Genomic DNA, 25,862 nt, shown 5'->3' with positions numbered 1-25,862 from the left:
GGACCAAAGGCTTTGGAAATGCCTTTCAACTCGATTGCTGGTGCGGCGCTCATGCAGGTTCTCCCGTGCCAACGAAACCGATCAAGCGTGTTATCTTGCCATCGTCGAGTTCTGCAAAATACTGGCCCAATTGAACCATTTCCTTGCCGTCAGGTCCCATGCCAGCAAAGGCGACAGTTGCGCGTTGTAGTCCTGCGATCTCATCAGATTTTACCACTTTTGCGGTCCAGCCTGGGGCATTGGCGCTGAACATATTTATGTAGCCGGCAATCGCGGAGGGCCCTGTCATCGGCTCTTGCGCGCGCGGATCGGCGTAGGTGCCGTTTTCCGAGTAAACAGAAGCGATTGCCTTGGCGCGTGCGACATCGTCGCTTAGTCCCCACGTGTCAAAAAAGGCAGTGATTGCATCGCTCATGGTCCGTTCCCCCCAAGATGGTCTTAATCAAAAAGGCCGCGCCACGAATGTGTAGCGCGGCCTTCTATTGTGCTTTGAAGGCTAGATTAGAAGTCTAGCGCAGGGCAGCTGTCGTTTGCGTAGTAGGCAACAACTTCCAGATCACCACTGATGATCTTCGCTTTTGCTTCTTCCACGGCTGCGGTCATTTCAGCTGTTACGAGCGATGCGTTGTTGTCATCCATCGCGTAACCGACACCTTCTTCAGCAAGACCAAGGGTTGTGAAACCGCCAGTTGCCAGTTCTGCGCCCGCTTTCATGGAGTCATAGACCGCAACGTCAACGCGCTTGAGCATGGACGTCAGGACTTTGCCTGGGTGCAGGTGGTTCTGGTTGCTATCAACGCCGATGGACAGAATGCCTTCGTCCGCTGCTGTTTGCAGAACACCAACGCCCGTGCCGCCAGCCGCAGCATAGATAACGTCCGCGCCTTGGCTGATCTGAGCCTTTGTCAACTCGGAGCCTTTAACCGGGTCATTCCAAGCGGCAGGTGTCGTGCCTGTCATGTTGGCAATAACTTTTGCGTCAGGGTTAACTGCTTTCACGCCCTGCGCGAATCCGCAACCGAAGTGACGGATCAAAGGAATGTCCATGCCGCCGATGAAACCGACTGTGCCAGACTTGGACGCCATCGCTGCCATCATACCAACAAGGTAGGAACCTTGATGTTCCTGAAAACCGATCATTTGAACGTTTGCAGGCACTTCAGGCATCCAGCCGTCAATGTTCACAAACTTCGTGTCAGGATAGTCAGGCGCTACCGCTTCAACCGGCGTTGCGAAAGCGAAGCCCGTTGTGATGATCGGGTTTGCGCCCGCTTCTGCGAAACGGCGCAGCGCTTGCTCACGCTGTGCTTCGGACTGCAGTTCGATTTCAAAGAACTTGCCGCCTGTTTCGTCGGCCCAACGCTGTGCGCCTGTGAAGGCCGCTTCGTTGAAGGATTTATCAAACTTGCCGCCAAGATCAAAAATGATCGCAGGATCGGCAGCCAACGCGCCAGCGGTAATCGCCAGTGCAGCTGCGCCGCCGAGGATTTTCTTCATGATAGACATACGTCTCTCCCAATTGATTGCGGATCGTCGGCGCGCTTTGCACGATATACAATACGAGCCGAGCGCGTCGCCGCGCGCTTCCATTAGCGGATTAGGACGCAGGGACGTGGCGGGGTCAACCGATTCTTACGAAATTGCGCTGCAAGTTTGGAGCGACATGCCTTGACTTAACGTCAGTGCGCCCAAAGTCTAAGCGTTTGGGATCAGAGCGCTTTTGACATCAGCAAGGCATCTTCGCGCCCGCCATCAATGCGAGGATAGTAGGATTTTCGTCGACCATCTACCTGCCAGCCAGAGGTTGTGTACAGCGTGCGTGCGGACGTATTGCTTTCAGCAACGTCGAGAATGGCGCGGGTACATCCGCGCTTGAAGGCCTCGTGCTCAAAGGCGGTTAGAACCTGTCGACCAAGCCCTTGTTTCTGAAAATTGGGATCGGTCGCAATTTGCAAAAGTTCCGCTTCTTCAAACAAACAGCGCCCAAAAGCAAAGGCATGTTCCGTGAATTCCAAGATCGCACCGGGATAGTTCAGCTGTTGCGCAAAACTGGCCGCGCTCCATGGTGAAGCGCTCGCACGGGCATGCAAATTTGCCAATTGTTCAGGGGTCATGGCAAGATCGTCGGCGGCGCATCGCGCGCGGGCGCTGCATCTGCTGCCTTGATATAAAGCGGGGCAGGGCGGGGATGTTGGGTGCTGATCCGCGATGCAGCAATCTGGGCGATCGCGATTGCGGGATTGGTTCCTTCTGCATCAAAGATCAGAGTTTCGCCGACGTTTTCCGCTTCAATGCGGTTAACCAATTTCGGGTCATGTCCCGCCTGCCTGATATAAAGGTTGTCTTGCGTGGCGGGCACCGATGGAACGCCGGTTTCAACCGAATTGGCTTCAATGACATCAAATCGATCCACGCCAATCGCTGGAATTCCAAGTCCAAGCGCCAGGCCGCGGGCGGCGCTGACGCAAATGCGGATCCCTGTGAAATTACCGGGGCCGATGCCAACGCCGATTGCATCCAGATCGCACCATTTAATGCTTTGTGCGCTCAGCACATCTTCGATGAGGCCCATTAAACGCTCGGCTTGGCCGCGTTTCATAGGTTCACGCCGTTCTTCGATGGTTTGCCCGTCTTTCCAGATCGCAGCTGCGCAATGTGCTGCGCTGGTGTCAAATCCCAGAACGATCATGACGTCACCATGGCTCGCGCTTCAACGTGTCAGCGTAAGAACTGAATGCAGTGATAGCCTGTTCGCTCATTTAAACAGCGACAGGACGCACTTCGGTAACTTCTGGAATGTAATGGCGCAGCAGGTTCTCGATGCCCATTTTCAACGTCAATGTTGATGAAGGGCAGCCTGCGCAGGCCCCTTGCATATGAAGGTAAACAACACCGCGATCAAAGCCGTGGAATGTGATGTCGCCGCCATCTTGGGCCACAGCCGGGCGCACGCGGCTATCAAGCAGTTCCTTGATCTGCCCGACAATTTCAGCATCTTCACCAGTATGTTCGGCATGGCCTGAATTCGGCTGCGCACCATCCCCTGCCATGACCGGCGCGCCAGATTGGAAATGTTCCATGATCGCGCCAAGGATCGCAGGCTTGATATGATCCCACTCAACCGTTTCCGCTTTGGTCACAGTTACGAAATCGGTTCCGAAAAACACACCGCTCACGCCGTCATTGCTAAAAATACGCGCGGCGAGCGGTGAAACGTCAGCGCCAACTGCACTTGGAAAATCGGCAGTGCCCATTTCAAGAACCGTCTGCCCCGGCAAGAACTTTAATGTGGCGGGGTTAGGTGTGGATTCAGTTTGAATAAACATTTTACGACTCTCCAGCAGCGAACTTTAGATATGTGTGGCGTGTGGGGTAATGTCAACATTTAGAAGGGTTCTAAACTAGCTGTTCAGTTCGAGTAAGTCCCAGCGGTTCCCGAACGGATCGCGGAAGACGGCCACAGTGCCATAGGGCTCGACCCGCGGCTCTTCTTCGAATGTAACACCAGCGTCGCGCATCTTTTGGAAATCAGACGCAAAATCTTCAGTGTGCAAGAAAAAACCGACGCGCCCACCTGTTTGATTGCCGATTGCGGCAGTTTGCAGCGCTCCATCTGCTTTCGCCAACAAAAGCTGTGTTTGCGCGCCTTTTGGTGCAACAAGCACCCATCGCTTGTTTGCGCTTTGCTGAGTGTCCTCAACCAGATCAAATCCAAGACTGCCGACATAAAAGGCAATCGCTGCATCATAATCCGGGACGACCAGCGCGATGGCTGAAATATGCTGTGACACGGGGCTTATGTTATCGCCTCGAGCCGCTCTTTGCTAAGCTCGCCCGGAACAATTGTTATCGGAATTTCAAGTGTCCCGGAGTTGCGCGTGAGCTGAGTCACAAGGGGGCCGGGGCCCTTTTTATCCGAACTTGCGCCAAGTACGAGAACACCCACATCCTTGTCATCCATACACTGCGCAAGAATTTGCTCGACAGGATCGCCTTCACGAATAACAAGTTCAGGATCAACACCTTGCTTGTCGCGCATCCATTTGGCGAAAACCTCGAAATGCGCGTGAATACGCTCGCGCGCTTCTTCGCGCATGATGTCACCGACGCCAATCCAGTGGTTAAACTCATCCGGTGGAATAACCGATAGGATTTCAACGCCGCCGCCTGTATTTGCCGCGCGCATTGCTGCAAAACGCATCGCGTTCAAACACTCACGGCTGTCATCCAGCACAACCAGAAATTTCCGCATGTCTTCGCTCCTTGCAGGCCAATGCCGATCATGGCGCAAGGCGCGCAGCCGCGCAACGCTTTCTCGCAATTGCCACGCTAAGAATTTGTTCAAGGTTAGAAAAAGCCCCGAAAGCATCAAGGCTTTCGAGGCTGAAAATCTAAAACTACTTTGTTGAATGCCCCATCTGACTTGGGTCATTCACGGAGAGAATCTACAACTCTCCCCGCAAATTGTTTCAGCGACGTGTCGCTTAGCCAATTACTGCGCCATCTTTGCGAGAAATTGCAAAAACACCTGAACGTGGCAGCGTGTCGCCACCATGTGGGAAATGGCTTCCTGACTTTTCACCCGGATGCTGGATGCCGACAAACATTGTACGGCGGTCAGGCGACCAGCACATGCCTGTGACTTCGCATTCTTTCGGACCAACCATAAAGCGGCGGATTTCACCGGTTACAGTATCGCCAACCAGCATCTGGTTGTTACCCATACCGGCAAAGTCACCCTCGTTCGAATATGCGCCATCCGTTTGGATCCAGAGCAGCCCGTTGTCATCAAATAACAGACCGTCAGGCGAATTGAACATGTTACCCGCGTTGATGTTGTCAGAGCCCGCATAAGCATCCGAATGCACATCGGGATTACCCGCAAGTGCATATAGATCCCAGATGAAGCCCTTAGCAGTGTGATCTGCCGCATCTGGCACCCAACGCGCGATCTGGCCGTAGTTGTTGGCCTCGCGTGGGTTGACGCCATTTGCGGAAGTATCATCGCCACCCGCATTTGGCTTAACACCGCGGTTTTTGTTGTTGGTCAGTGCTACATAAGCCTCAACCTTGGCGGGGTTAGCCGCAACCCATTCAGGGCGATCCATTGTCGTTGCGCCTACTTTGGATGCCGCCATGCGCGTGTGAATGCTGATTTCGGCGGCTGACATACCTGTTGTTTCAGGCGTCAATTCCAACCATACGCCTGTCATGTCGTCGTTGAATTTAGCGACAGAAAGGACGCCATCATCCAGCAGACCTTCGGTGCTGCCTGTTGGCGTGTAGATGCCGTTTGATACGAAGCGGTACAAAAACTCGCCGCGCTCGTCATCGCCCATGTAAACAACGACTTTGCCGTTCGCTGCGATTACGACTTCTGCGTTCTCGTGCTTGAAGCGGCCAAGCGCGGTGCGCTTTTTCGGTGTCGAGGTCGGATTGAAGGGATCAATCTCTACAACATAACCCGCGCGGTTCGGCTCGTTCGGGTTTTTGGACACGTCGAAACGCTCGTCCACTTTCGCCCAGCCATAACCCCAGTCTTTGGAAGATACGCCGTAACGCTTCAGTTCTGCGCTGACTTCGTGCGCTTCATCTTCGGCAGAGAAGTAACCGTTGAAGTTTTCTTCGCAGGCTAGATATGTGCCCCAAGGCGTTTCGCCGTTGCCGCAGTTGTTCCACGTTCCCAGCGCCTTCGTGCCCGTAGGATCAGCAGCTGTCTTCATCAGATCGTGACCCGCGGCCGGACCTGTAAGGTCCATCTCGGTACGCGGCGTGATGCGGCGGTTCAGATCGCTGTCCAGCATGACCTGCCAATCGCCATCGACTGGCGTGACTTGGAACACGGACACACCGTGCGCCATCATACCTTTTTCGATGTCGTCATCTGTTTCTGGCTGTGCATCCGGGCGGTTGCCCCAAAGCAATTTGCGGTTTGTATATTCGTTGTTCACAACCATGAGCGTTTTGCCGTGCAGGTTGAACACGGACATACCGTCGTTGTTATCGCCAAATGCGCGCGCCTGGCTGGCGGCTGTGCCGCGTGTTGCTTCGTCGAACGCTGGTACGTCAGACCAAAGCGGATCACCCCATAGCGTGAGTGGCTTCCATTCGAACCCTTCAGGTACCGTAATCGTGTCCAGTGTGTTTGCTGCGACCTGCTCGAAACCAAAGCGATCCGCGCTTGCACCAGCTGGCGTGCTGAGCGCCGTTGTGCCCAGAACGAATGTGCCTACGCCAAAGCTCATCACGCCGCCGAGAAAGCCGCGGCGACTTAGGGCTGTTTCGACAACTGTGTCGAACCCGGTGTTTTCGGGGGCAGGGTTAATTGTTTCATCATAGTCATCAAAAGAGAGTTCTTCGCGGTTCATCTGGCGCTCCATCAGTTAGCTTGTGATAGAGCCGCAATAGGGTGCGGTGGATTCTGTTTTGTGACAGCGATGCAAATCTTTTATGACAAGACACAGGCTGAGATTTTAAATGTATTGCGCCTTTTTGTGCCGGGCGCGCACCGTCTGTTAGCCTGCTGTAGCATCCGCGCTATCCAAAGTTGGACAGAACAAGCGCTTCATGCTTGCGCAGGCAAAGCCGCGCAGTTTCCTCAAACGCTCCGCGTGTGGTGCTGGCAAGTTCGGGAAAAAGGTACAAAACTTCGCTGCGCGCTTGGTCTTCCAGCGCATTAAGCGCGCCCTCTCCCGGAAACAGGCTTTCGCTTGCTGCGCCGTCGGCAAATACAATTTCATGACGATCAAAGAGCATATGAATGTAGGTCACTGTGCCGCCAAGCACACGTCTGATCCCCGGATTTGAACAAAGATACTTGGCGCTAACCAGCACCTCTGGCTCCCCAAATAGAAGGTCGGAAGACGCGGCTTCAATCAACATGCGATGGTTCGGCGAGACAAGCAGCTTGGTCGTGTTATCGAGCACACCTTTGCCAATTTCGATTGGCGCAACGGCCCCCTGAGCACGAACGGTTTTTGATCCAATCCAACGCAGGGGGTGATAGCCGTTGTCGCGGGTCGCGATCATGTCACCAACGCGCAGGGTTTCGATCTGTCTTAACCCTGTCTTTGTCAGAATTCCCGTTCCTTTGGTGAAACAGACAACCAGTTCGGAATAATCGATCTGACCAATATAGTTTCCCGCAGAAAGGGTTATCGAATCGCCGGGCGAAACAGGGATGTCAAAGGCGTTATAGTAAGGTCCGTCCTGACTGCCCGGGGAGGATGGATTTGTACCAGTGTAGACACGAATAAGATAGGCAACACCGGTTTCCCCCGTCGTGTTGTTGACGACGGTATATTTGTAAACCGAGCGGACAACCTGACCCGCTGAATAAGTCCCATCAAAAGCGGACGCGAGGGTCTGTTGGCTGGTGTCCAGTGTTTCACCGCTGCCAGTGCTTTCATCGTCGAAAACGCTGTCATCATCCTGAACCTGCATAATCGCAGATGCACCAGAAACTGTAAAAGTTCCCGTCGAGATTGACCCGCTCGGGCGGCCAAGATCAAGATTTGAATATGCCATCAAAGAATAGACGGGCATTTTGCGCTCCTACTAAGCAAAGCGGAGGCCTAATCAGACGTCCGATTCCAGAGGTAATAGCGAAGAACTACTAATGAACTCTGACCAGATTGGATCAAAACGGCGATCAATTGGGGCATTTATTGGAAACAGTGGGGCGGATCCGCCTGCATTGTAGCGTCAAGGCCGGGTTGTTCGGACATGAAAAAAAGGCGCAGCTACCGCTACGCCCTTAAAACTATTAAATAAAACAGTGTCGCCGATCTTACGAGCGGATCATGCCAACGATATCATAGGTCTTTTCCAATATCGGATTGGCGATCTTGCGCGCACGTGCCGAACCGTCGCCTAAAATGCGATCAATCTCGGCTGGATCATTCATCAAGCGGGCCATTTCGGTGCTGATTGGTGAAAGTTTTTCAACCGCGAGATCGACCAGCATAGGCTTGAATTCCGAAAACTGCTTGCCGCCAACGTCAGACAGAACAGCATCCACGCTTTGATCGTTTAAAGCGGCGAAGATATTCACCAGATTGCGTGCTTCGGGGCGATCCTCAAGGCCTTTGACTTCAGAAGGTAGAGCATCTGGATCAGTCTTTGCCTTACGAATTTTCTTCGCAATTGTTTCCGCATCATCCGTCATATTGATCCGCGATGCATCGGATGGATCAGACTTGGACATCTTCTTGGATCCGTCACGCAGGCTCATCACGCGCGTGGCCGCGCCTTCAATCACAGGCTCGGTCATCGGGAAGAAATCGACACCGAAATCGTGATTGAATTTGGCCGCAACATCACGCGTCAATTCCAAATGTTGCTTTTGATCTTCGCCCACAGGAACGTGGGTCGAGTGATAGATCAGGATGTCCGCAGCCATGAGCGCAGGATAGCCAAAAAGACCAAGCGAAGCGTTTTCAGCATTCTTGCCCGCCTTATCCTTGAACTGGGTCATGCGTTTCATCCAGCCCATGCGGGCGACGCAGTTAAATATCCAGCCAAGTTCGGCGTGTGCAGAAACTTGCGATTGATTGAACAGGATGGATTTAGCTGGATCCAGGCCAGCTGCAATATAGCCCGCTGCCAGCTCGCGCGTGTTGTGGCGCAGATCGGCAGGGTCTTGCCAGACAGTAATAGCGTGCAAATCGACCATGCAATAAAGCGTTTCGATACCGCTTTCCTGCATATCAACAAAGCGTTTGATCGCGCCAAGATAGTTGCCGAGTGTCAGGCCGCCCGAGGGCTGAATGCCTGAAAAGACACGGGGTGTGTGGACCACCTCTGTCATGGGAAATCTCCATCTGGAATAATAGGTCTTGCTGCACTACCCATGGGGGCAGGTATCGTCAAGCAAAGCAGGCCGCCCATTATGTCCGAAGACCCGTATCAATCGCCAGAAACCGTTAGTCCGGTCAATCCTCTGCCACCCGTGGTGGTTGCTTTGTTCGTGATAATCATTGGTATCGAGGCGATGTTTTCGCTTGCCGCGCGCGGCATGCTCGGCGGGCCAGCGGGGATCGGTTGGCGACTTGATGCGATCCAGAGTTATGCGTTTTCAGGACTGATCTTTGATTGGATGTGGGACAACGGCCAGTGGCCAGCCGAACACTTGATCCGCTTTGTGAGTTACCTTTTCATCCATACCAGCTTTACCCATGCGCTTTTTGTTTGCGTCATGTTGCTGGCGTTGGGCAAAATGGTTGGCGAGGTCTTTACCGGCTTGGCAACGCTGAGTGTATTTGTTGTATCTGGCGCAGCAGGTGCATTAACTTACGGCGTCATTCTGGATGATCCAGCCCCGTTGATCGGTGGGTTTCCTGCGGTTTATGGGCTGATCGGGGCTTTCACCTATTTGCTTTGGCTGAAACTGGGCGAGCTAGGCGCACAGCAGGTGCGTGCGTTTACCTTGATCGGATTTCTTATGGGTATTCAGCTGATCTTTGGTCTGCTCTTTGGCGGTCAGAACGATTGGCTCGCTGATGTGGCCGGGTTTGCAACGGGCTTTTTGATGTCCTTTGTCGTCAGCCCGGGCGGCTTTTCACGTTTGCGCGAAAAGATGCATCGCGACTAGCGGCCGCGACGCATCGCGCTTTTCAATTCAGACATGCGAATTGCGCCCAAGACGTGTGCCAGAATGAAGTAGGTTAGCATTCCAACCGATACCAGGATCGTCAGGGCAAGATAGCGCCAGCCGTCCATTCCAAGGAAGGTCGACATTGACGCGCTCGCGCTCCAAAGCAGTGCGCCCATGCCTGCGGATGCAAGGCAAATCCGCCAGATGCGGCGGCGAAGCTGCGCGTCAAAGCGCGCCACATCGCCCATTGGACGTGTTCCAATCGCAAGCAAAAGAACCATGACCCAACCCGCAAGCGTGGTTGCGATTGCTGGTGCAATCCATCCGATCACGGGGGCAAGGCTAAAGGCAAGTGCTGCATTCACGATCATCGCAACCACTGCAAAGCGGAATGGCGATTTCGTATCTTCACGTGCGTAGAACAAGGGTTGCAAGGTTTTCTGCAATACAAAGGCAGGCAGACCAAGGCCGTAGATCGCTACTGCTGCTGCGATAGCGGCACTATCGTCACTTGTCATAGAGCCGCGTTCGAACAACACCGTCACCAGCGGAAGCGGGATAACCATCAGAGCGACCGAAGCGGGGATGGTCAGGGCTAGCGAGATTTCGGTCGCCCTAGAGAACGCACTTCGCGCGCCCTCATCATCACCGGATTGCAGCCGGCGCGAAAGATCGGGAAGCAGGACAATGCCCACCGCGATGCCGACAACACCCAGTGGCAATTGATACAGGCGATCTGCTGCAAAAAGCCAACCAACAGCGCGATCAAAATAGCTGGCAACCTGTTGTCCGACCAATAGGTTGATCTGCATAACACCGCCAGCCATCGCCGCGGGAACGGCGATCTTGACCAGATGTTTCATGTCAGGTGAAAAGCGCGGTCGTTGCAGGCGCAGTGTTATCCCCGCGCCTTTTGCTGCAATCCAGACCAGCACAAGCTGCGCAAGACCCGCCAAGGGGATCATCCAGATCAGGGCCCGCGCGACGTCGCGCCCCGTCGCTGCTGCAAACAAGATTGCACTGACAAGCAAGATATTGAGCAAGACAGGCGCAGCCGCCGCCGCCGCGAAACGACCAGCCGCGTTCAACACCCCGGAGGCAAGCGCGGCCAATGAAATAAACAGGATGTAGGGGAAGGCGATGCGCCCGAATTCCACAGACAGATCAAAGGTTTCCGTGCCAGAAAACCCGCTTGCAAGTGCATAGACCAGCCAAGGCATTGCGGCTTGTGCGAGAACGGTCAGGACAATCAAGACGCTGGCCAAACCCGAAAACGCCTCGTTGGCGAAAGCATTGGGTTGGTCATTTGCTTCAAGCCGTTTGGAAAACATTGGCACAAAGGCGAGGTTGAACGCCCCTTCCGCAAAAAAGCGGCGAAACATGTTCGGCAATCGGAACGCGACAACGAAGGCCTGATAGGCTGGTCCCGTTCCCAAATAGGACAGGATCAAAGCGTCGCGCACAAATCCCAGCACGCGGCTAAGGAGCGTCCAGACGCCAACTGTGAACATACCTCTAATCATGGCGTGTTCGCGCGCTCGGCGCCTTGGGTCATCGCTTCACGAAGCTTCTTTTCCAGTACGCGTTGTTTGGACGTGGAATAGAATTTCAAACCAAACATATCCTTGACGTAAAACGTATCCACAACCTGCTCACCGTAGGTCGCGATGACGGCCGAAGAAATGTAGACGTTCATATTGGCCATGCAGCGCGTCAGATCATACAGCAGGCCGGGGCGGTCACGGGTATCAACCTCAATGATCGTGTAGATTTCCGAGCCATCATTGTCGAAGGTAATATGGGTCGGAACCTTGAACGCGCGCTCGCGCTTTTTGATCTTGTCACGCCCTTTGATCGCTTCCATCGCGACAACTTCGCCGCGCAGGGTTCTTTCGATCATCTGTTTAAGGCGCGGAATACGTGAGGCCTCGTAGGGGCCTTCATCACCATCCTGAATCCAGAATGCAGCCGTCGCGAACCCGTCATTTGAGGTAAAGGTCCGCGCATCCACAACGTTTGCACCAACCAGGGCCAATGCCCCGGCAAGGCGCGAGAAAATGCCCGGGTGATCGGCAAGCGCAAAGCAAACGCGTGTTGCGTCGCGGTCCTCATCAGGGTGGATGTCGAACGCGATTTCGTCGTCTTTGATATCACGCAGCAGATTGGCGAAGATGACATGCGCGGTAACATGAAACCCCTGCCAGTAGGGTGCATAGTGGCGCGCTGTTTCGTCCTTCAGGGCTTTTTTGGTCCAATCGGGCAAGGCGGCGCGCAAGGCGCGTTTTGCGTCAGCGCCGCGCTGTTCGCGGTTCAGATCTTCCAATCCGTTCTCTAGCGCATTGCGCGTTTGCCGATAAAGCGCGCGGATCAAAACGGCCTTCCAGTTGTTCCACGTGTCAGGGCCAACGCCGCGAATATCACAAACCGTCAGCACCGTGAGTAGATCAAGCCGCTTTACATTCTGAACCGCCTTGGCGAAATCCCGCACGGTGCGCGGATCTGCAATGTCGCGCTTTTGCGCCATGTCCGACATCAACAAATGGTAGCGTACAAGCCATTCGACTGTTTCGGTTTCAACTTTGCTCAAGCCCAGGCGCGGCGCAACTTTGCGTGCAATCTGCGCGCCAAGAATTGAATGATCCTCAGGGCGCCCTTTACCGATGTCGTGCAAAAGCATGGCAACAAAAAGCACTTTGCGGTTTATGTCCTTGGTCAGAATTTCGGTAGAGATGGGCAGTTCTTCTTCCAACTCACCGCGCTCGATTTCGGCAAGGTTTCGGATGCATTGGATCGTATGCTCATCAACCGTGTAGTGATGGTACATATTGAATTGCATCATCGCGACGATAGGTTCGAATTCAGGGATGAACGCAGCAAGCACGCCCAGTTCGTTCATACGGCGCAAAGCCCGTTCAGGGTTGCCGTGCTTTAACATCAGATCGAGGAAAATCTGGCACGCTTCGGGATCGTTGCGCATCGGATCGTCAATGAGATGCAGGTTTGCTTTCACCAGCAACATCGCGTCGGGGTGGATCAGCATCCCGGTGCGGAGCGCTTCTTCAAACAGGCGCAAAATGTTGAGCTTGTCGCTGAGGAAGGCTTCAGGATCGTTTAGGGCAATGCGACCGTGCACAACGATATAGTCGGCCTTCATCCGTGGCCGACGGCGGAATATGCGCTCTAATAGCGGCTCGCTTTTTGCATGTGTCGCTTCAAGTTTGGTCAGGAATATCCGCGTAAGATCGCCAACAGCGGTTGCGTGACGGAAATAATCCTGCATGAAAATTTCGACACCGCGCCGCCCGCCTGCATCAACATAGCCCATCTGCGCGGCAACATCGACTTGCAGATCAAAGGTTAGCTGTTCCATCGGGCGCTTTGCGATCAAATGCATGTGGCCGCGTACGGCCCAGAGGAAGCTTTCGGCGTCTTCGAATGTCGCAATATCACCCTTGGTAAAGACGCCGACCGCGACCAGATCGGCAACGCTATGGGCACCATGAACATATTTGGCGATCCAGAACAGCGATTGCAAATCCCGCAAGCCGCCTTTGCCTTCTTTGACATTGGGTTCAACAACGTAGCGCTGGCCACCTTGCTTTTTGTGGCGGACTTCGCGTTCTTCCAGCTTGGCTTCAATGAATTCGCGGGACGAGCCAGAGAACAGCTCTTCCCAAAGCCGCTCGTCAAGGCGGTCGGCCAATGCGCTGTCACCTGTCAGGAACCGATGTTCGAGCATCGCAGTACGGATCGTAAAGTCTTCAGCGCCAAGGCGAAGGCAATCACGGATCGTGCGGCTGGCGTGGCCGACTTTCAGGCGTAAGTCCCAAAGGATGTAGAGCATCGATTCAATAACGCTCTCGGCCCAGGGGGTTACCTTGTAGGGTGTCAGAAACAGCAAATCCACATCCGATTGCGGTGCCATTTCTCCGCGCCCGTATCCACCAACTGCGATCATGGCGATGCGTTCTTGTTCGGTCGGGTTGGAGATCGGATGCAGCGCTACAGACGCAACAAGAAATGCCGCCTCGACAAGGCAATCCGTCAGGAAAGTGTAAGAACGCGTCATTTCGCGCGCAGCATAGGGGCTGGCTCGCAGGGCATCCGCGATGGCGTTCATGCCCGCCGTGCGTGCCTTGCCAAGATGCGTGACCGCGGACTTTCGAACGGCCATCGCGTCAGTCAGCTCCGCGATCTCTGCCTCGATCGCGGCTAAGACAGCGGATGCATCGAATATGTCCTGCGCCGGTAAAATCAGGTTTTCCGGCGCAGGACGCGTTAGTTTCAACTTAGGCTCAGAAACCTGCGCCTGTGAATTTTGTGGGTGCAGGGTCAATGATTACTACCTGTTTATTGCGTACCATTGCCACGGAAAGGGCACGCTCATTGGTTCCATTCGGGCGCAAGCGGAACGCACCAGCGACCCCTTGGAACCCAGCGCCTTGCGTTAAGGCACCTGCGGTAAGTGCTTTCTTATTGCCTGCTTCCACAAGAGCGCCGATTGCCGCAATACCATCATAAGCAAGCCCCGCCAACTGATGTGGTGAACTGCCATAGGCTTGGGTGTAGCGCGTCTGGAAATTCTGGATCATCGCTTGGTCAGGCAATGCAAACCAACCGTTCTGCAATCCGGGCAGTTCCAACGTCTGCGCAGGAACGTCCCAACGGGCAAGACCGATGTATTGAGTGTTGGCAGGGTTGACGCCTGCTTCGGGCAGCATTTGCGCGAGCATCGGCAATGCACCTGCCGAATTGGACGTCATAACCAATGAATCTGCACCTGTGCTGTCCATTGCAGCCTTGATCTGCGGGATTGCGGCAACGACGCCAGCCTGACTGAATTCGAAACCGTTCACGGAAGCAACCGCAATGCCGTTGCGTGACGCCGCTTGTTGCACAGCGTTGCGGCCAAACTGTCCTTCGACATTGTTCGGATGCGCAATCAGGACTTTGGTTTTGCCTTGGCGCGCTGCAAAGTTCATCAAGCGCTCTGCCGTGTTTTCAAAGGTCGGGCCAAGCACAAAGACGTTGCCGCCAGCAATCGACGAGTTGTTGGAAAAGCTGAGAATGTTGACGTTCTGATTGGCAACCGCGACGCCTGCCGCGTTGGCCGCGTCTGCGAAGAGCGGGCCAAGAATAATCTGGGCGCCGTCTGCGACAGCCTTTTGTGCCATCGCGGCCGCCTGGGTCGTCGATCCAGCGGTGTCGTAAACACGCAGATCGATTTTGACGTTGGTCAAGTCCGCAATCGCCATGCGCGCGGCGTTCTCAAGCGATGTTGCGACTGTACCCGCACCATTGCTTGATTTCGGAATCAACAGCGCAACTGGAACAGGCTCACTTGTATTGATCGTCGGGCCTGCGCCGCCACCAAGACCGGTACCACCGCCAAGCGTGATAGGTTGGCAGGCCGCCAACGCCACGATAACCGAAGCAAAAACACTGCGCGTCAGCACCTTGCGGGCCGAAGACAAAAAAGCAAACATAGATATAAACCCCCTGATGGACGTCGCTCGTTAGCGCCGCCGGTCGAGGTCGCATAATAAACGTCATGAAAGGCGGGTCCAGAGGTGAATGCAAAGACAGTGAAATTGGTAGGCGGTTTGTACTTTATCGCAACGCCGATCGGGACCGCACGCGACATAACTTTGCGTGCGCTTGATATCCTCGCTTCTGCCGAAGTTCTGGCGGCCGAAGACACGCGTTCCCTGCGTCGTCTGATGGACATCCACGGCATCCCTTTGGGGGACCGCCCGCTGCTATCGTATCACGATCATAATGGCGAGCGCACAAGGCCGAAACTCATGCAATTCTTGGCGCAAGGCCGCTCTGTCGCCTATGCCAGTGAAGCCGGAACGCCGATGATTGCAGACCCGGGTTATGACCTTTCCAAAGAGGCCGCCGAGGCCGGGTATCTTGTTACCTCTGCGCCGGGTCCGACAGCGATTGCGACAGCCCTGACTTTGGCAGGTTTGCCGACGGATAAATTTCTATTTGCCGGCTTTTTGCCCAGCACCAAAACTGCGCGGGTTTCCGCGATTGAGGCGCTGAAAGATGTGCCTGCGACGTTGGTCTTTTACGAATCACCCAAACGCGTAGGAAAAATGCTAAGCGATTGCCTGACCGTCTTGGGGGATCGCCCCGCTGCGATGTGCCGTGAATTAACCAAAAAGTTTGAAGAAGTTCGCCGGGCCAGCTTGTCCGAGCTGGTGACCTCTGTGAATGAGGCACCGCCGAAGGGCGAAATTGTTGTGGTTATTGATCGGGCTCGAAAAGCTGCTGTTAACGTTTCTGATCTAGAAGCGGACCTGAGAGAGGCTTTGACGCAGATGTCGCTCAAGGATGCTTCGGAGATGGTTGCAGGTGCGCATGGTATGGCGCGCCGGAAGGTGTATCAGATGGCTTTGGCTTTAGATCGAACTGATGAATAAGGCTGAAACAGGCAAACTGTCCTATCTTGCAGGACAATGCGCCGAATTTCAGGTTGCGGCAGACTATCAGCGCCGTGGCCATCAATTGCTAGCGCAACGCTGGCGCGGTAGGGCAGGCGAGGTCGATCTGATCTTTAGCGCTGGTCGCGAAGTTGTTTTTGTTGAAGTGAAAAAAGCGCGGAATTTCGAAGCTGCGGCACTGCGGATTTCACAGCGCCAGCAGCAGCGTATTTGCCTGGCTGCGCAAGAATACCTTGGAACGCTGCCGCGCGGGTTGCTCACACCTATGCGCGTTGACGCCGCCTTTGTGAACGGGCACGGCGATGTGCAGGTATTGGAAAACGCAATCGGCGATTTCTAGCGCGATGCCCATTGCGTCCCATGCAGCCCTGCGCCATTTAAGCAAGGCAGACAGGGAGATCCTCGCATGAAAATCGCATTCCAGATGGACCCAATTGGTGCCGTTAACATCGACGCCGACAGCTCGTTCCGTATCGCGGAAGAGGCGCAAGCGCGCGGGCATTCACTGTTTTACTACGCGCCTGACAAATTGGCCTATGAAGAAGGCCGCGTCACAGCGCGCGGGCATGATTTCACAGTCCAGCGCGTGCAGGGCGATCATGCGCTTTTGGGGCCGGAACGCCATGTTGACCTGTCAGAAATGGACGTGATTTGGCTACGCCAAGATCCACCTTTCGATATGAACTACATCACGACGACCCATATTCTGGATCGTTTGCACCCTGAAACGCTGGTCGTAAACGATCCGTTCTGGGTGCGAAACTATCCTGAAAAGCTGCTCGTGCTTGATTTCCCCGATCTCACGCCGCCAACTACGATTGCGCGCGATCTGGACACGATCAAAGCTTTCAAGGCCAAGCATCAAGATGTCATTCTCAAACCGCTTTACGGGAATGGCGGGGCAGGCGTGTTCAGGCTTGATGCCAATGATCGTAACCTGACTTCGCTGCATGAACTTTTCACAGGTTTCAGCCGCGAGCCGCTCATCGTGCAGAAATTCCTGCCCGATGTGTCCAATGGCGACAAACGTGTGATCCTTGTAGACGGTGAAGCTGTTGGCGCGATCAACCGGGTGCCTGCCAAAGGTGAAACTCGTTCCAACATGCATGTGGGCGGGCGGCCTGAAAAGATCGGCCTGACAGAGCGTGATTTGGAGATTTGCGCGCGCATAGGCCCGCTTTTGCGCGAAAAAGGGCAGGTGTTTGTCGGGATTGATGTGATCGGTGATTACCTGACCGAGATCAACGTGACCTCGCCCACAGGCATTCAAGAGCTGGAGCGCTTTGATGGCGTGAACATCGCGGAAAAAATCTGGCAGGCGATTGAGAATAAACGCAAATAATCAGGCGGCTTCGAAATTTGATAGTCGGAAGCTAAGCGCCTCCGCCACATGCATGGGCGCGATGTTATCTGCACCATCCAGATCGGCAATCGTGCGGGCGATACGCAAAATCCGGTGATATCCTCGCGCGCTCAGCCCGAACCGTTCTGCCCCTTGGGTGAGGTAGCTTTTGCCTTCGCTACATAGCTGCGTGACCGCGTTAAGTTTCGCGCCCTCGGCATCGGCATTGGCGCGCATTCCATCATGTTCGCGATAACGAATGTCCTGTATCGCACGCGCAGTGGCAACGCGTTGGGCGACCTCCGCGCTGCTTTCTCCGCTTTCCGGTAGATCGAGATCGGTGAAATGCACGGGCGGCACTTCGACCCGCAAATCAAAACGATCCATAAGTGGCCCCGAAATACGTCCCATATAGTCTTGCGAACACAGCGGCATCTTTGAGCAGGCGCGCGCAGGGTCGAATGCATATCCACAGCGGCAAGGATTGGCGGCTGCAACCAGCATGAAACGGCAGGGATATTTGATATGCGCATTGGCGCGCGCGATCATGACCTCGCCCGTTTCAATGGGCTGGCGCAGGGTTTCCAGCACCTGGCGAGAAAACTCAGGGAATTCATCCATAAACAGCACGCCGTTATGGGCGAGGGAAACTTCTCCCGGTTTGGCCGTTCTGCCACCGCCGATGATCGCAGCCATGGATGCGGTGTGATGGGGTTCGCGAAACGGGCGCGTTCGGGAAATACCGCCTTCATCAAGCAAGCCGGAAAGCGAATGGATCATCGAGGTTTCAAGTGCTTCCATCGGGCTGAGTGGTGGCAATAATCCCGGAAGACGCGCCGCGAGCATGGATTTACCCGAACCGGGCGTTCCGACAAGCAGAATGTGGTGACGCCCCGCCGCCGCAATTTCCAGCGCCCGTTTGGCGCGTTCCTGCCCCTTTACATCGCGAAGGTCTTTTCCGTTGGTTTCGCTGGTAACTGTGCCCGGTTGCGCGGGGGCCAAGGGGCATTGCCCTGTGAAATGGCGAATGACTTCGGCAAGCGACTTGGCGGCGATCACCTCTGCGGAGCCGACCCAGGCTGCCTCTGCACCAGATGCTGCGGGGCAGAGCAAGGACCGTTCCTCTTGCGCTGCCGTCATCGCGGCAGGCAAGGCACCGATCACGGGAACAAGTGTGCCATCCAACGATAGCTCACCCAAAGATATCGTGCGTTCGACTTCCTCTGCCGGAATTATGTCAATTGCTGCGAGCAGGGAAAGGGCGATTGGAAGGTCAAAGTGCGAACCTTCTTTGGGTAGATCAGCAGGGGAAAGGTTAATTGTGATCCGTTTGGACGGTAGCGCAATGGACATCGCAGACAAGGCGGCACGCACCCTGTCACGGGCTTCGGATACGGCCTTGTCAGGTAGCCCGACGATAGAAAAGGCAGGTAAACCGGGGGTCACGGCGCATTGCACTTCAACGCTGCGCGCGCTGACACCTTCAAAGGCAACTGTATAGGCATGCGCGACCAATGGGCTTCTCCTGTTAACCATACTGGCCTAGCGGAGAAAGCCTTTAGGAAAGGTAAACGCTCTTTAAACGAGCGCCATAAACGCAGGCCACGCCTCAGGGTCTGCAACGGTTTTGGCGCGGCAGAAAGGATTGCAAAAGCCAAAGATACGACCGTCCATTTCCATCAAATGGGTGATTGCCTTTCCAGAATACGGGCAGGCGTCATTTTCGGGGGTTCCGTTGTCAACTTCCTTCGCTGCGCGCGGCGTCGGGCCGGGCCAGTTGGTTGTTGGATAGTCCTTGCGATACCAGGGCAGTTCGGGCCCATGCACAAGACCCATCGCGCGCCAGCGTCGAAAGGCAGGATCAGCAAGATGGGCCGCAACATAGGCGGCAGCGGCTTTTCCAACGGGTAGCGAATAGCCCGCAATACGCCCCGCAACAGGTGCAAAAAAAGCATCAGCAGCTGAATAATCGCCCAGCAACCAAGGCCCGTCAGAAACGCGATGTTTACGCGCATGGGCCCAGATTTTTTCAATTCGGGCAAGATCCTCAAGGACTTCGGCGCGCGGCGCACTTTCAGAATAACACACCCGCAAGTTCATCGGGCAATCCGACCGTAGCGCCGTGAAACCTGATGCCATTTCAGCGACCAGCGTTCTTGCAACGGCGCGCGCTTTGCTTTCGTTCGGCCAAATGCCGGCATTCGGATGTCGCGTCGCCAATTCTTCGGCAATTGCCGCGGATTCAGAAATCACTGCTCCGTCATCGGTCACAAGCGTTGGCACCGTGCGCGCAACGCCGACAGATGCCATTTGCTGTGCAACATCCTGCGCTAGAAATGGGACCATTTTGCTTCGCGCATTCAGCCCGAAACGGTTCACGAGAAGCCAACCACGCAGGGACCAACTCGAATAGGCGTATTCGCCAATATAAAGATCATAGCTCATGCCGCCGAAGCTATTTCAACGAAGCACATTCCAACAAACGATGATTTGTTAAAAAACCATCACGGACGGTGATTGATTGCGCCCGCGCGCCATTTTCCATCATCGATCAGCACTTCGGTGACAGACAGGTTGTCGATGCGCTGCGCAAAAGTCTGATAGCTGTGAAGGCCGGTTGCGCGTTGCAACTGGCTAAGAACAACGCCGAAATGGCAAACTACGATAAGATCGCTTTCGCAAGCCGCAAGAGCAAAGTCTATTGCGGGAGAGACGCGCGCGCGCAGTGCATTCCAGCTTTCACCATTTGGCGGGGCGACGTCGCCAGGTTGCTCGTAAAAAGAGCGGATATGCTCTGGCGTTTCGGCGGCGACGTCTTTGAAACCCCTGTTTTCCCAAGCTCCAAAGTGCATTTCACGCAAAGCTGCGTCATGTGGCAATCTTGTACGAGCCCCTTGAAACGCATTGGCTGTTTCAATCGTGCGAACCAGATCGGAAGAAATAACCCGCGCGTCCTGTGGAAGATAGGCGTTAAGCCGTGAAAGGGCTTGGGTGTCTGACAGATCAGCGGGTAGGTCAGTCCAGCCGATCATCCCCTTTGCATGTGTTGGCCCATGCCGCACGAGAAACAAGCGCTGCATGTTTAAACGCTGCCTTTAAGCAGTTGTGGAAGGCCCGCGACAACATTGTAAACGATATCCGCCTGTGCGGCCAAAACCTGATTTAATTCGCCCTGTTCCTGTCGAAAGCGGCGAGAGAGTGGATCGGCAGGCACAATTCCCAAGCCCAATTCATTAGTAACGACAACGCAATCGGCGGCGCAACATTCAAGCGAATCCAGCAATTCGGTGCGGGCGGCTGATAGATCGCGTTCTTCCATGAGATGGTTCATCAGCCACATTGTGGCACAGTCCAGCAAAACAACTTCAGTGCTGGAAGCTGCTTGAAGCACTGCATCTGGCGAAAGCGGCGCCTCAATCGTCTGCCAGCCCGCGCCGCGCATTTCTTTGTGCCTTGTGACTTTGTGCTCCATCTCGGGATCCAGCACACGGGCGGTCGCGACATAGATCTTGTCCAAGCCGGTTTGCATCACCAGACCCTCGGCAAAAGCAGACTTTCCGGAGGCGGCACCGCCGATCACAAGTGTTAGGGTTCCAGACATTTTTGCAGCTCCATGTGATCCGCTTTGATCTCTTCTGCGTACCTTTAACAAAGCGTGAAGAAAACCACATGCGCTTTGGCGATGACGAAACTGTCATTAAAGGGGGAAGACGATGGCATTGGACAATGTAAGTGATGTAAAGTTTTCACGGCGGGCAATGAAGGCGGAAATGCTGGATGCCGAAACGGAATTGAAACTTGCCTATGCTTGGCGAGATCAACGCGACGAGGCAGCGCTACACCGTTTGATTTCTGCCTACATGCGCCTAGCGATCTCCATGGCGTATAAATTCCGCCGCTATGGCGCGCCAATGAATGATCTGATCCAAGAGGCGGGCTTGGGGTTGATGAAAGCGGCAGACAAGTTCGATCCCGACCGCGGCGTTCGTTTTTCGACTTATGCGGTTTGGTGGATCAAAGCCTCAATTCAGGATCATGTGATGCGCAATTGGTCGATGGTGCGCACTGGTTCGACCTCTTCGCAAAAATCATTGTTTTTCAACATGCGCCGCGTGCAGGCACGGCTTGAGCGCGAAGCTATGCAGCGCGGAGAAACGCTGGATCAGTATCAATTGCTGCAATCGATTTCCACCGAAATTGGTGTGTCGATGAATGACGTCGAGATGATGCATGGGCGCTTGTCAGGTTCGGATTTTTCGCTCAACGCGACACAATCGATCGAGGATGAAGGGCGCGAATGGATCGACGCATTGGAAGATGAAAGCGCGCAGGCCGAGGAAATTGTCGAGCATGCGCATGACACAGAACAATTGCGCGAATGGTTGCTCGGCGCGATGAATGCATTGAACGAGCGTGAGCGTTTCATCGTGCGAGAACGAAAACTAAAGGATGAACCACGAACGCTTGAAAGTTTGGGAAACGAGCTTGGTCTTTCAAAAGAGCGCATCAGACAGCTTGAAGCCGCCGCGTTCCAGAAAATGCGTAAATCTTTAGAAGCGCAAAGCGACGAGGTTCATGCATTTCTTGCGTGAGGATCGCGACTTGTACCCTGCGCGCGCCCCGCATAGCTTGTCACAAACAGCTTGGGGCGCATCATGCTTTCATCCAAACATATCCTTTTAATCATCGGCGGCGGGATCGCAGCCTATAAATCACTAGAGCTGATCCGCCGTTTGCGGGAACGGGGCGCGACGGTGACGCCCGTTCTGACGCGCGCAGGCAGTGAATTTGTGACACCTTTGTCTGTTTCGGCGCTGGCTGGCGTCGAAGTCCATAGCGACCTTTTCGATCTGACCAAAGAAGCGGAGATGGGCCATATCCAGCTATCACGTTCGGCGGATCTTCTGGTTGTTGCTCCGGGCACCGCGGATCTGATGGCGAAGATGGCGCAGGGACGTGCGGATGATCTGGCTTCTACATTGTTGCTTGCCACGGATACCCCAGTTCTTATTGCGCCGTCCATGAATGTGCGAATGTGGGATCACCCCGCGACCCAAAGAAATGTCGCCGCGCTTAAGGGTGACGGTGCGTCCTTTGTCGGGCCGAACGAGGGCGATATGGCCTGCGGTGAATATGGACCGGGCCGCATGGCTGAGCCGATGGAAATCGTTGCTGCAATTGATGCGGCGCTGGGCAATGGACCGCTAAAAGGCAAACGTATTTTGGTGACGTCTGGGCCAACCCATGAACCGATTGATCCAGTGCGCTACATCGCCAACCGGTCATCAGGCGCGCAAGGCACGGCGATTGGTGCGGCTTTGGCCCGCCTTGGTGCCGAGGTGGTTTTCGTCACAGGTCCAGCCGACGTTGCGCCGCCAGAAGGGGTAGAGGTGGTCAAAGTTCAAAGCGCCGCACAGATGCTGGACGCTGTCACTGCGGCCCTACCTGTTGATGCAGGCGTGTTTGCAGCGGCGGTGGCTGATTGGCGCGTCGCCTCCGAAAGTAACTCGAAGATCAAAAAGAAGAACGGTCAACTGCCGGTTCTCGAATTTGCGGAAAACCCCGATATTCTTGCGCAGGTCAGCCAGATGAAAGAAGGGCGCCCCGGGCTTGTCGTGGGCTTTGCGGCAGAAACCGATGATGTGATCGCCAATGCGACGGCTAAACGCGCGCGAAAAGGCTGTGACTGGATCGTGGCCAATGATGTTTCCCCTGAAACGGGCATCATGGGTGGCACTGAGAATGACGTGATGCTGATTTCGCAAGGCGGAGCCGAAGACTGGCCGCGTATGAGCAAAGCGGCCGTCGCCGAAAGGTTGGCGCAAAAAATTGCTGATGTTTTGGCAGGCTAGGCAACGTTGTATTTGAGTTTACTTGGCAAAATGAAGAGGGGTGCGAATGCGCATTGAATTCGTTTGGGAAGAGGGCGCGGATCAATCGCTTGGCCTGCCGTTCTACGCGAGTGCGGGTGCAGCGGGCGCGGATTTGCGGGCAAATCTGCCTGATCGAAAAGAACTGGTTTTGGCAGTGGGCGCGCGCGCGTTGATTCCAACGGGTTTGCGATTGGCGATACCGGCGGGGTTTGAAGTGCAACTCAGACCGCGTTCGGGTTTGGCGTTGAAACATGGCATTACATTGCCAAATGCGCCCGGCACAATCGATAGCGATTATCGTGGCCCGTTGGGTGTTATCGTTATGAATGCGGGCGACGCGCCCTTTACGGTGGCCCACGGCGAGCGGATCGCCCAGATGGTTTTGGCCCCTGTCGTGCGTGCCCGGTTCGAAATCGTAGACCACTTGTCCGAGACCCAGCGCGGCGGCGGCGGGTTCGGCTCAACCGGACGTAGTTGATGGCAATTGTCTTTCTAATGGCCTGCGTCATTTACGGGTTTGGCGCATATTTTAAAGCGCCCAAGGCGCAGCGCTGGATGCTTATTGCGGTCCTTTTCACTGCTGTGATTGGCGTGCTGTTGACGTTCCCAGAGGATCATTCGCTGCGCGTCGCTTTAGGCGGCTCGCCCGCGCCTTATCTGATTTTCGCGGGCTTTGCGGCAATTGCGCTTGCCTATCGCCAAGTGCTTTTGCGGTTGCGCCAGCGTGCGCAAAACGTCGAACCGATTGGCGTAGCAGCCAAAACAGGTGGTTTCAGCGACAGTGAGTTAGAGCGATATGCCCGCCACATCGTACTGCGCGAAATCGGGGGCATGGGGCAGAGAAAGCTCAAGAATGCAAAGGTTCTGGTCATCGGGGCGGGGGGGCTTGGCGCGCCTGCCTTGCAATATCTGGCGGCTGCAGGCGTTGGCACGATTGGCGTTATTGATGATGATGTGGTCGAGAACGCCAATCTGCAAAGACAGGTGATCCACCGAGATGATGCGATTGGCACGCCCAAGGTGTTTTCAGCTCAAAGTGCCATGCTAGCGCAGAATCCGCATATTGAGGTTAGGCCATACCATCGACGCTTATCGCTGGAAAATGCGAGTACGTTGTTCGCCGAGTACGAACTGATCCTTGACGGTACCGATAATTTTGACACTCGATATTTGGCCAACCGCACCGCTGTGGCATTGGGCCTACCGCTGATTTCAGGCGCGCTTAGCCAGTGGGAAGGTCAGCTCAGCATCTTCGATCCTGCAAACGGCGCGCCCTGTTATCAGTGCATTTTCCCCAAAGCCCCGGCACCTGAGCTTGCGCCATCCTGCGCCGAAGCCGGTGTGATTGGCCCGCTGCCCGGAGTCATCGGCGCAATGATGGCACAGGAGGCGATCAAGTTGATAACAGGCGCAGGGACAGTGCTGCGCGGCGAGATGCTGATCTATGATGCGCTATTCGGGGAGACGCGAAAACTGTCACTGAAACCGCGCCCCGATTGTCCGATTTGCGGTGGTTGATGGAATCTGTTGCCCGCGCCATAGTGAAACGAATTCAACCTAGGAGATCACAATGAAACTGACAGCTACACTTGCCGCGCTTGGTTTTGCGGCGCTTGCATCCACTGCATTTGCCGGTGGCCATTTGCCTAATCTTGAAGGGCGCGACGTGGTCGTTGTAACCGAAAACGCCTACCCGCCACTGCAATTTATTGAGCCTGGAACAGGCGACGCCATCGGTTGGGAATATGACGCGATGGCAGAGATTGCCAAGCGCATCAACATCAACGTGTCGTATGAAAATATCTCCTGGGACGCGATGATCCCTGCCGTATCCCAAGGGCAGTTCGATATGGGCATGACGGGCATCACGATCCGCGAAGACCGTAAAGAGAAGGTCGATTTCTCGGACAAATACATGACTTCTGAAATGGTGATGCTGGTGCGCGGTGATGAAGACCGCTTTACCGACGCCAAAAGTTTCGCAGAAAATGCCGATCTAATGATGGCGGCGCAGCCTGGTACGACGCCGTTCTATGTGGGTGTCTACGACGTATTGGACGGAAATGAATCGAACCCGCGCATCCAGTTAATGGAAACTTTTGGCGCGACGGTTCAGGCGTTGCGCACAGGCGACGTAGATCTTGTTCTGACGGATGGCACCGCTGGCAATGGCTATGTCGAGGCGTCTGATGGTGCGCTCAAGATCATCGGCGAAAAGCTGGGCACCGAGGACTTTGGCTTTATCTTCCCGAAAGGCAGCGATTTGGTTGAAGCCATGAACGCAGCGATTGCGGATATGACTGCCGACGGCACTATTGAGGCGCTCAACAAAAAGTGGTTCCTCGATTACAAAATTGGCGGATAACAAGCCGCTGCCAAGGCGCTCCTGTTTGGAGCGCCTTTTTTCTGGAACCTCAAAACCCGCATGATCCCTTCGCCGCATCAAGACGATGATTTTCCTTGGTGGCTATTATTGGCCGCGGGCATCGGCGTGTTTTTCCTTTACCGGATTGTTACGGACGATCTGCACACGCAAATTCTTGGCACTTTGGTCAAAGGCATGCGCGTGACTATTTTCGTAACGCTTGTGGGATTTGCAC

26 protein-coding genes are annotated in these 25,862 nt (G+C 54.8%); 9 read left to right on the top strand and 17 right to left on the bottom strand.

From position 1 onward, the window contains the following. Nucleotides 1–49: 49 nt before the first annotated feature. The 10 genes from WBC85_RS04590 to trpS form a co-directional block, all read right to left on the bottom strand. Nucleotides 50–415, bottom strand: coding sequence for a nuclear transport factor 2 family protein (locus WBC85_RS04590; protein WP_424433498.1), 366 nt, complete (start codon nucleotides 413–415; stop codon nucleotides 50–52). A gap of 86 nt (nucleotides 416–501) precedes the next feature. Next, entirely contained in the window at nucleotides 502–1,506 is a 1,005-nt protein-coding gene (locus tag WBC85_RS04585) for a BMP family lipoprotein (protein ID WP_424433497.1), read from the bottom strand. 203 nt (nucleotides 1,507–1,709) lie between these two features. After that, nucleotides 1,710–2,114, bottom strand: coding sequence for a GNAT family N-acetyltransferase (locus WBC85_RS04580; RefSeq protein ID WP_424433496.1), 405 nt, complete (start codon nucleotides 2,112–2,114; stop codon nucleotides 1,710–1,712). Further along, complete coding sequence (gene tsaB, locus WBC85_RS04575; RefSeq protein WP_424433495.1) at nucleotides 2,111–2,689, bottom strand: tRNA (adenosine(37)-N6)-threonylcarbamoyltransferase complex dimerization subunit type 1 TsaB; 579 nt, start codon at nucleotides 2,687–2,689, stop codon at nucleotides 2,111–2,113. Before tsaB ends, WBC85_RS04580 begins: the two co-directional genes overlap by 4 nt. Nucleotides 2,690–2,759: 70 nt before the next feature. Continuing rightward, nucleotides 2,760–3,326 (bottom strand): NifU family protein, encoded by a 567-nt coding sequence (locus WBC85_RS04570; RefSeq protein WP_424433494.1) that lies wholly within the window; start codon nucleotides 3,324–3,326, stop codon nucleotides 2,760–2,762. A gap of 75 nt (nucleotides 3,327–3,401) precedes the next feature. Next, nucleotides 3,402–3,791: a VOC family protein gene (locus WBC85_RS04565; protein WP_424433493.1), complete on the bottom strand. Its 390-nt coding sequence runs from the start codon at nucleotides 3,789–3,791 to the stop codon at nucleotides 3,402–3,404. A 5-nt stretch (nucleotides 3,792–3,796) separates the two neighbouring features. Further along, nucleotides 3,797–4,252 carry a universal stress protein gene (locus WBC85_RS04560; RefSeq protein WP_424433492.1) on the bottom strand — a complete coding sequence of 152 codons (456 nt, stop codon included), beginning with the start codon at nucleotides 4,250–4,252 and terminating at the stop codon, nucleotides 3,797–3,799. A gap of 232 nt (nucleotides 4,253–4,484) precedes the next feature. Then, complete coding sequence (locus WBC85_RS04555) at nucleotides 4,485–6,368, bottom strand: PhoX family protein (protein ID WP_424433491.1); 1,884 nt, start codon at nucleotides 6,366–6,368, stop codon at nucleotides 4,485–4,487. Between the two features lie 169 nt (nucleotides 6,369–6,537). Then, nucleotides 6,538–7,545 (bottom strand): Hint domain-containing protein, encoded by a 1,008-nt coding sequence (locus WBC85_RS04550; RefSeq protein WP_424433490.1) that lies wholly within the window; start codon nucleotides 7,543–7,545, stop codon nucleotides 6,538–6,540. A gap of 244 nt (nucleotides 7,546–7,789) precedes the next feature. Continuing rightward, entirely contained in the window at nucleotides 7,790–8,809 is a 1,020-nt protein-coding gene (trpS, locus tag WBC85_RS04545; protein WP_424433489.1) for a tryptophan--tRNA ligase, read from the bottom strand. 81 nt (nucleotides 8,810–8,890) lie between these two features. Here trpS and WBC85_RS04540 point away from each other — a divergent pair, with 81 nt between their 5' ends. Then, nucleotides 8,891–9,592 (top strand): rhomboid family intramembrane serine protease, encoded by a 702-nt coding sequence (locus WBC85_RS04540; RefSeq protein WP_424433488.1) that lies wholly within the window; start codon nucleotides 8,891–8,893, stop codon nucleotides 9,590–9,592. On the opposite strand, the gene murJ is transcribed toward WBC85_RS04540, so the two are convergent. From murJ to WBC85_RS04525, 3 genes are read right to left on the bottom strand one after another with little or no spacing between them, the layout of a single operon-like run. Further along, complete coding sequence (gene murJ / locus WBC85_RS04535) at nucleotides 9,589–11,118, bottom strand: murein biosynthesis integral membrane protein MurJ (RefSeq protein ID WP_424433487.1); 1,530 nt, start codon at nucleotides 11,116–11,118, stop codon at nucleotides 9,589–9,591. The genes WBC85_RS04540 and murJ overlap by 4 nt on opposite strands. Continuing rightward, a complete protein-coding gene (locus WBC85_RS04530; RefSeq protein ID WP_424433486.1) occupies nucleotides 11,115–13,883 on the bottom strand; it encodes a [protein-PII] uridylyltransferase in 2,769 nt (922 codons plus the stop codon). Before WBC85_RS04530 ends, murJ begins: the two co-directional genes overlap by 4 nt. Nucleotides 13,884–13,890: 7 nt before the next feature. Continuing rightward, entirely contained in the window at nucleotides 13,891–15,081 is a 1,191-nt protein-coding gene (locus WBC85_RS04525) for a penicillin-binding protein activator (protein ID WP_424433485.1), read from the bottom strand. Nucleotides 15,082–15,165: 84 nt separating this feature from the next. On the opposite strand from WBC85_RS04525, the gene rsmI reads away from it, so the two are divergent. The 3 genes from rsmI to gshB all read left to right on the top strand — a co-directional run bounded on the left by rsmI (nucleotide 15,166) and on the right by gshB (nucleotide 17,389). Next, the gene (rsmI, locus tag WBC85_RS04520; protein WP_424433484.1) at nucleotides 15,166–16,026 is read left to right on the top strand and encodes a 16S rRNA (cytidine(1402)-2'-O)-methyltransferase; all 861 of its coding nucleotides are present in this window, start codon (nucleotides 15,166–15,168) and stop codon (nucleotides 16,024–16,026) included. After that, nucleotides 16,019–16,387: a YraN family protein gene (locus tag WBC85_RS04515; protein ID WP_424433483.1), complete on the top strand. Its 369-nt coding sequence runs from the start codon at nucleotides 16,019–16,021 to the stop codon at nucleotides 16,385–16,387. Before rsmI ends, WBC85_RS04515 begins: the two co-directional genes overlap by 8 nt. Before the next feature lie 66 nt (nucleotides 16,388–16,453). After that, entirely contained in the window at nucleotides 16,454–17,389 is a 936-nt protein-coding gene (gshB, locus tag WBC85_RS04510) for a glutathione synthase (protein WP_424433482.1), read from the top strand. Here the strand turns inward: gshB and WBC85_RS04505 are convergent, their stop codons facing one another. The 4 genes from WBC85_RS04505 to cobU form a co-directional block, all read right to left on the bottom strand. Beyond that, the gene (locus WBC85_RS04505) at nucleotides 17,390–18,904 is read right to left on the bottom strand and encodes a YifB family Mg chelatase-like AAA ATPase (RefSeq protein WP_424433481.1); all 1,515 of its coding nucleotides are present in this window, start codon (nucleotides 18,902–18,904) and stop codon (nucleotides 17,390–17,392) included. 63 nt (nucleotides 18,905–18,967) lie between these two features. Beyond that, a complete protein-coding gene (locus WBC85_RS04500) occupies nucleotides 18,968–19,834 on the bottom strand; it encodes a glutathione S-transferase (protein WP_424433480.1) in 867 nt (288 codons plus the stop codon). A gap of 59 nt (nucleotides 19,835–19,893) precedes the next feature. Then, a complete protein-coding gene (locus tag WBC85_RS04495; protein ID WP_424433479.1) occupies nucleotides 19,894–20,469 on the bottom strand; it encodes a histidine phosphatase family protein in 576 nt (191 codons plus the stop codon). Nucleotides 20,470–20,471: 2 nt separating this feature from the next. Beyond that, nucleotides 20,472–20,990 carry a bifunctional adenosylcobinamide kinase/adenosylcobinamide-phosphate guanylyltransferase gene (cobU, locus tag WBC85_RS04490; protein WP_424433478.1) on the bottom strand — a complete coding sequence of 173 codons (519 nt, stop codon included), beginning with the start codon at nucleotides 20,988–20,990 and terminating at the stop codon, nucleotides 20,472–20,474. Between the two features lie 112 nt (nucleotides 20,991–21,102). Here cobU and WBC85_RS04485 point away from each other — a divergent pair, with 112 nt between their 5' ends. The 5 genes from WBC85_RS04485 to WBC85_RS04465 all read left to right on the top strand — a co-directional run bounded on the left by WBC85_RS04485 (nucleotide 21,103) and on the right by WBC85_RS04465 (nucleotide 25,627). Then, nucleotides 21,103–21,981: an RNA polymerase factor sigma-32 gene (locus WBC85_RS04485; RefSeq protein WP_424433477.1), complete on the top strand. Its 879-nt coding sequence runs from the start codon at nucleotides 21,103–21,105 to the stop codon at nucleotides 21,979–21,981. A 63-nt stretch (nucleotides 21,982–22,044) separates the two neighbouring features. After that, nucleotides 22,045–23,241 (top strand): bifunctional phosphopantothenoylcysteine decarboxylase/phosphopantothenate--cysteine ligase CoaBC, encoded by a 1,197-nt coding sequence (gene coaBC / locus WBC85_RS04480; protein ID WP_424433476.1) that lies wholly within the window; start codon nucleotides 22,045–22,047, stop codon nucleotides 23,239–23,241. 46 nt (nucleotides 23,242–23,287) lie between these two features. Continuing rightward, on the top strand, nucleotides 23,288–23,740 hold the full coding sequence (dut, locus tag WBC85_RS04475; RefSeq protein ID WP_424433475.1) for a dUTP diphosphatase: 453 nt from the start codon (nucleotides 23,288–23,290) through the stop codon (nucleotides 23,738–23,740). Further along, nucleotides 23,740–24,780, top strand: coding sequence for a HesA/MoeB/ThiF family protein (locus WBC85_RS04470; RefSeq protein WP_424433474.1), 1,041 nt, complete (start codon nucleotides 23,740–23,742; stop codon nucleotides 24,778–24,780). The genes dut and WBC85_RS04470 overlap by 1 nt, the downstream gene beginning before the upstream one ends. Before the next feature lie 52 nt (nucleotides 24,781–24,832). Then, nucleotides 24,833–25,627: a transporter substrate-binding domain-containing protein gene (locus tag WBC85_RS04465; protein WP_424433473.1), complete on the top strand. Its 795-nt coding sequence runs from the start codon at nucleotides 24,833–24,835 to the stop codon at nucleotides 25,625–25,627. Nucleotides 25,628–25,862 lie beyond the last annotated feature (235 nt).

Origin of the sequence: Planktotalea sp. (assembly GCF_049680325.1) — a bacterium.
GTDB lineage: Bacteria > Pseudomonadota > Alphaproteobacteria > Rhodobacterales > Rhodobacteraceae > Planktotalea.
The sequence above is the reverse complement of the archived record's forward strand: the minus strand, read 5'-3'. Positions and strand labels throughout refer to the sequence as shown.

Coding starts and splice junctions, on each gene's coding strand:
- cobU (WP_424433478.1), bottom strand. CDS start 20,990: ATGTCTGGAACCCTAACACTTGTGATCGGCGGTGCCGCCTCCGGAAAG.
- WBC85_RS04555 (WP_424433491.1), bottom strand. CDS start 6,368: ATGAACCGCGAAGAACTCTCTTTTGATGACTATGATGAAACAATTAAC.
- WBC85_RS04540 (WP_424433488.1), top strand. CDS start 8,891: ATGTCCGAAGACCCGTATCAATCGCCAGAAACCGTTAGTCCGGTCAAT.
- dut (WP_424433475.1), top strand. CDS start 23,288: ATGCGCATTGAATTCGTTTGGGAAGAGGGCGCGGATCAATCGCTTGGC.
- coaBC (WP_424433476.1), top strand. CDS start 22,045: ATGCTTTCATCCAAACATATCCTTTTAATCATCGGCGGCGGGATCGCA.
- WBC85_RS04560 (WP_424433492.1), bottom strand. CDS start 4,252: ATGCGGAAATTTCTGGTTGTGCTGGATGACAGCCGTGAGTGTTTGAAC.
- WBC85_RS04570 (WP_424433494.1), bottom strand. CDS start 3,326: ATGTTTATTCAAACTGAATCCACACCTAACCCCGCCACATTAAAGTTC.
- WBC85_RS04495 (WP_424433479.1), bottom strand. CDS start 20,469: ATGCAGCGCTTGTTTCTCGTGCGGCATGGGCCAACACATGCAAAGGGG.
- WBC85_RS04500 (WP_424433480.1), bottom strand. CDS start 19,834: ATGAGCTATGATCTTTATATTGGCGAATACGCCTATTCGAGTTGGTCC.
- WBC85_RS04525 (WP_424433485.1), bottom strand. CDS start 15,081: ATGTTTGCTTTTTTGTCTTCGGCCCGCAAGGTGCTGACGCGCAGTGTT.
- tsaB (WP_424433495.1), bottom strand. CDS start 2,689: ATGATCGTTCTGGGATTTGACACCAGCGCAGCACATTGCGCAGCTGCG.
- WBC85_RS04590 (WP_424433498.1), bottom strand. CDS start 415: ATGAGCGATGCAATCACTGCCTTTTTTGACACGTGGGGACTAAGCGAC.
- WBC85_RS04550 (WP_424433490.1), bottom strand. CDS start 7,545: ATGCCCGTCTATTCTTTGATGGCATATTCAAATCTTGATCTTGGCCGC.
- WBC85_RS04515 (WP_424433483.1), top strand. CDS start 16,019: ATGAATAAGGCTGAAACAGGCAAACTGTCCTATCTTGCAGGACAATGC.
- trpS (WP_424433489.1), bottom strand. CDS start 8,809: ATGACAGAGGTGGTCCACACACCCCGTGTCTTTTCAGGCATTCAGCCC.
- WBC85_RS04465 (WP_424433473.1), top strand. CDS start 24,833: ATGAAACTGACAGCTACACTTGCCGCGCTTGGTTTTGCGGCGCTTGCA.
- WBC85_RS04485 (WP_424433477.1), top strand. CDS start 21,103: ATGGCATTGGACAATGTAAGTGATGTAAAGTTTTCACGGCGGGCAATG.
- WBC85_RS04585 (WP_424433497.1), bottom strand. CDS start 1,506: ATGTCTATCATGAAGAAAATCCTCGGCGGCGCAGCTGCACTGGCGATT.
- WBC85_RS04470 (WP_424433474.1), top strand. CDS start 23,740: ATGGCAATTGTCTTTCTAATGGCCTGCGTCATTTACGGGTTTGGCGCA.
- murJ (WP_424433487.1), bottom strand. CDS start 11,118: ATGATTAGAGGTATGTTCACAGTTGGCGTCTGGACGCTCCTTAGCCGC.
- WBC85_RS04580 (WP_424433496.1), bottom strand. CDS start 2,114: ATGACCCCTGAACAATTGGCAAATTTGCATGCCCGTGCGAGCGCTTCA.
- gshB (WP_424433482.1), top strand. CDS start 16,454: ATGAAAATCGCATTCCAGATGGACCCAATTGGTGCCGTTAACATCGAC.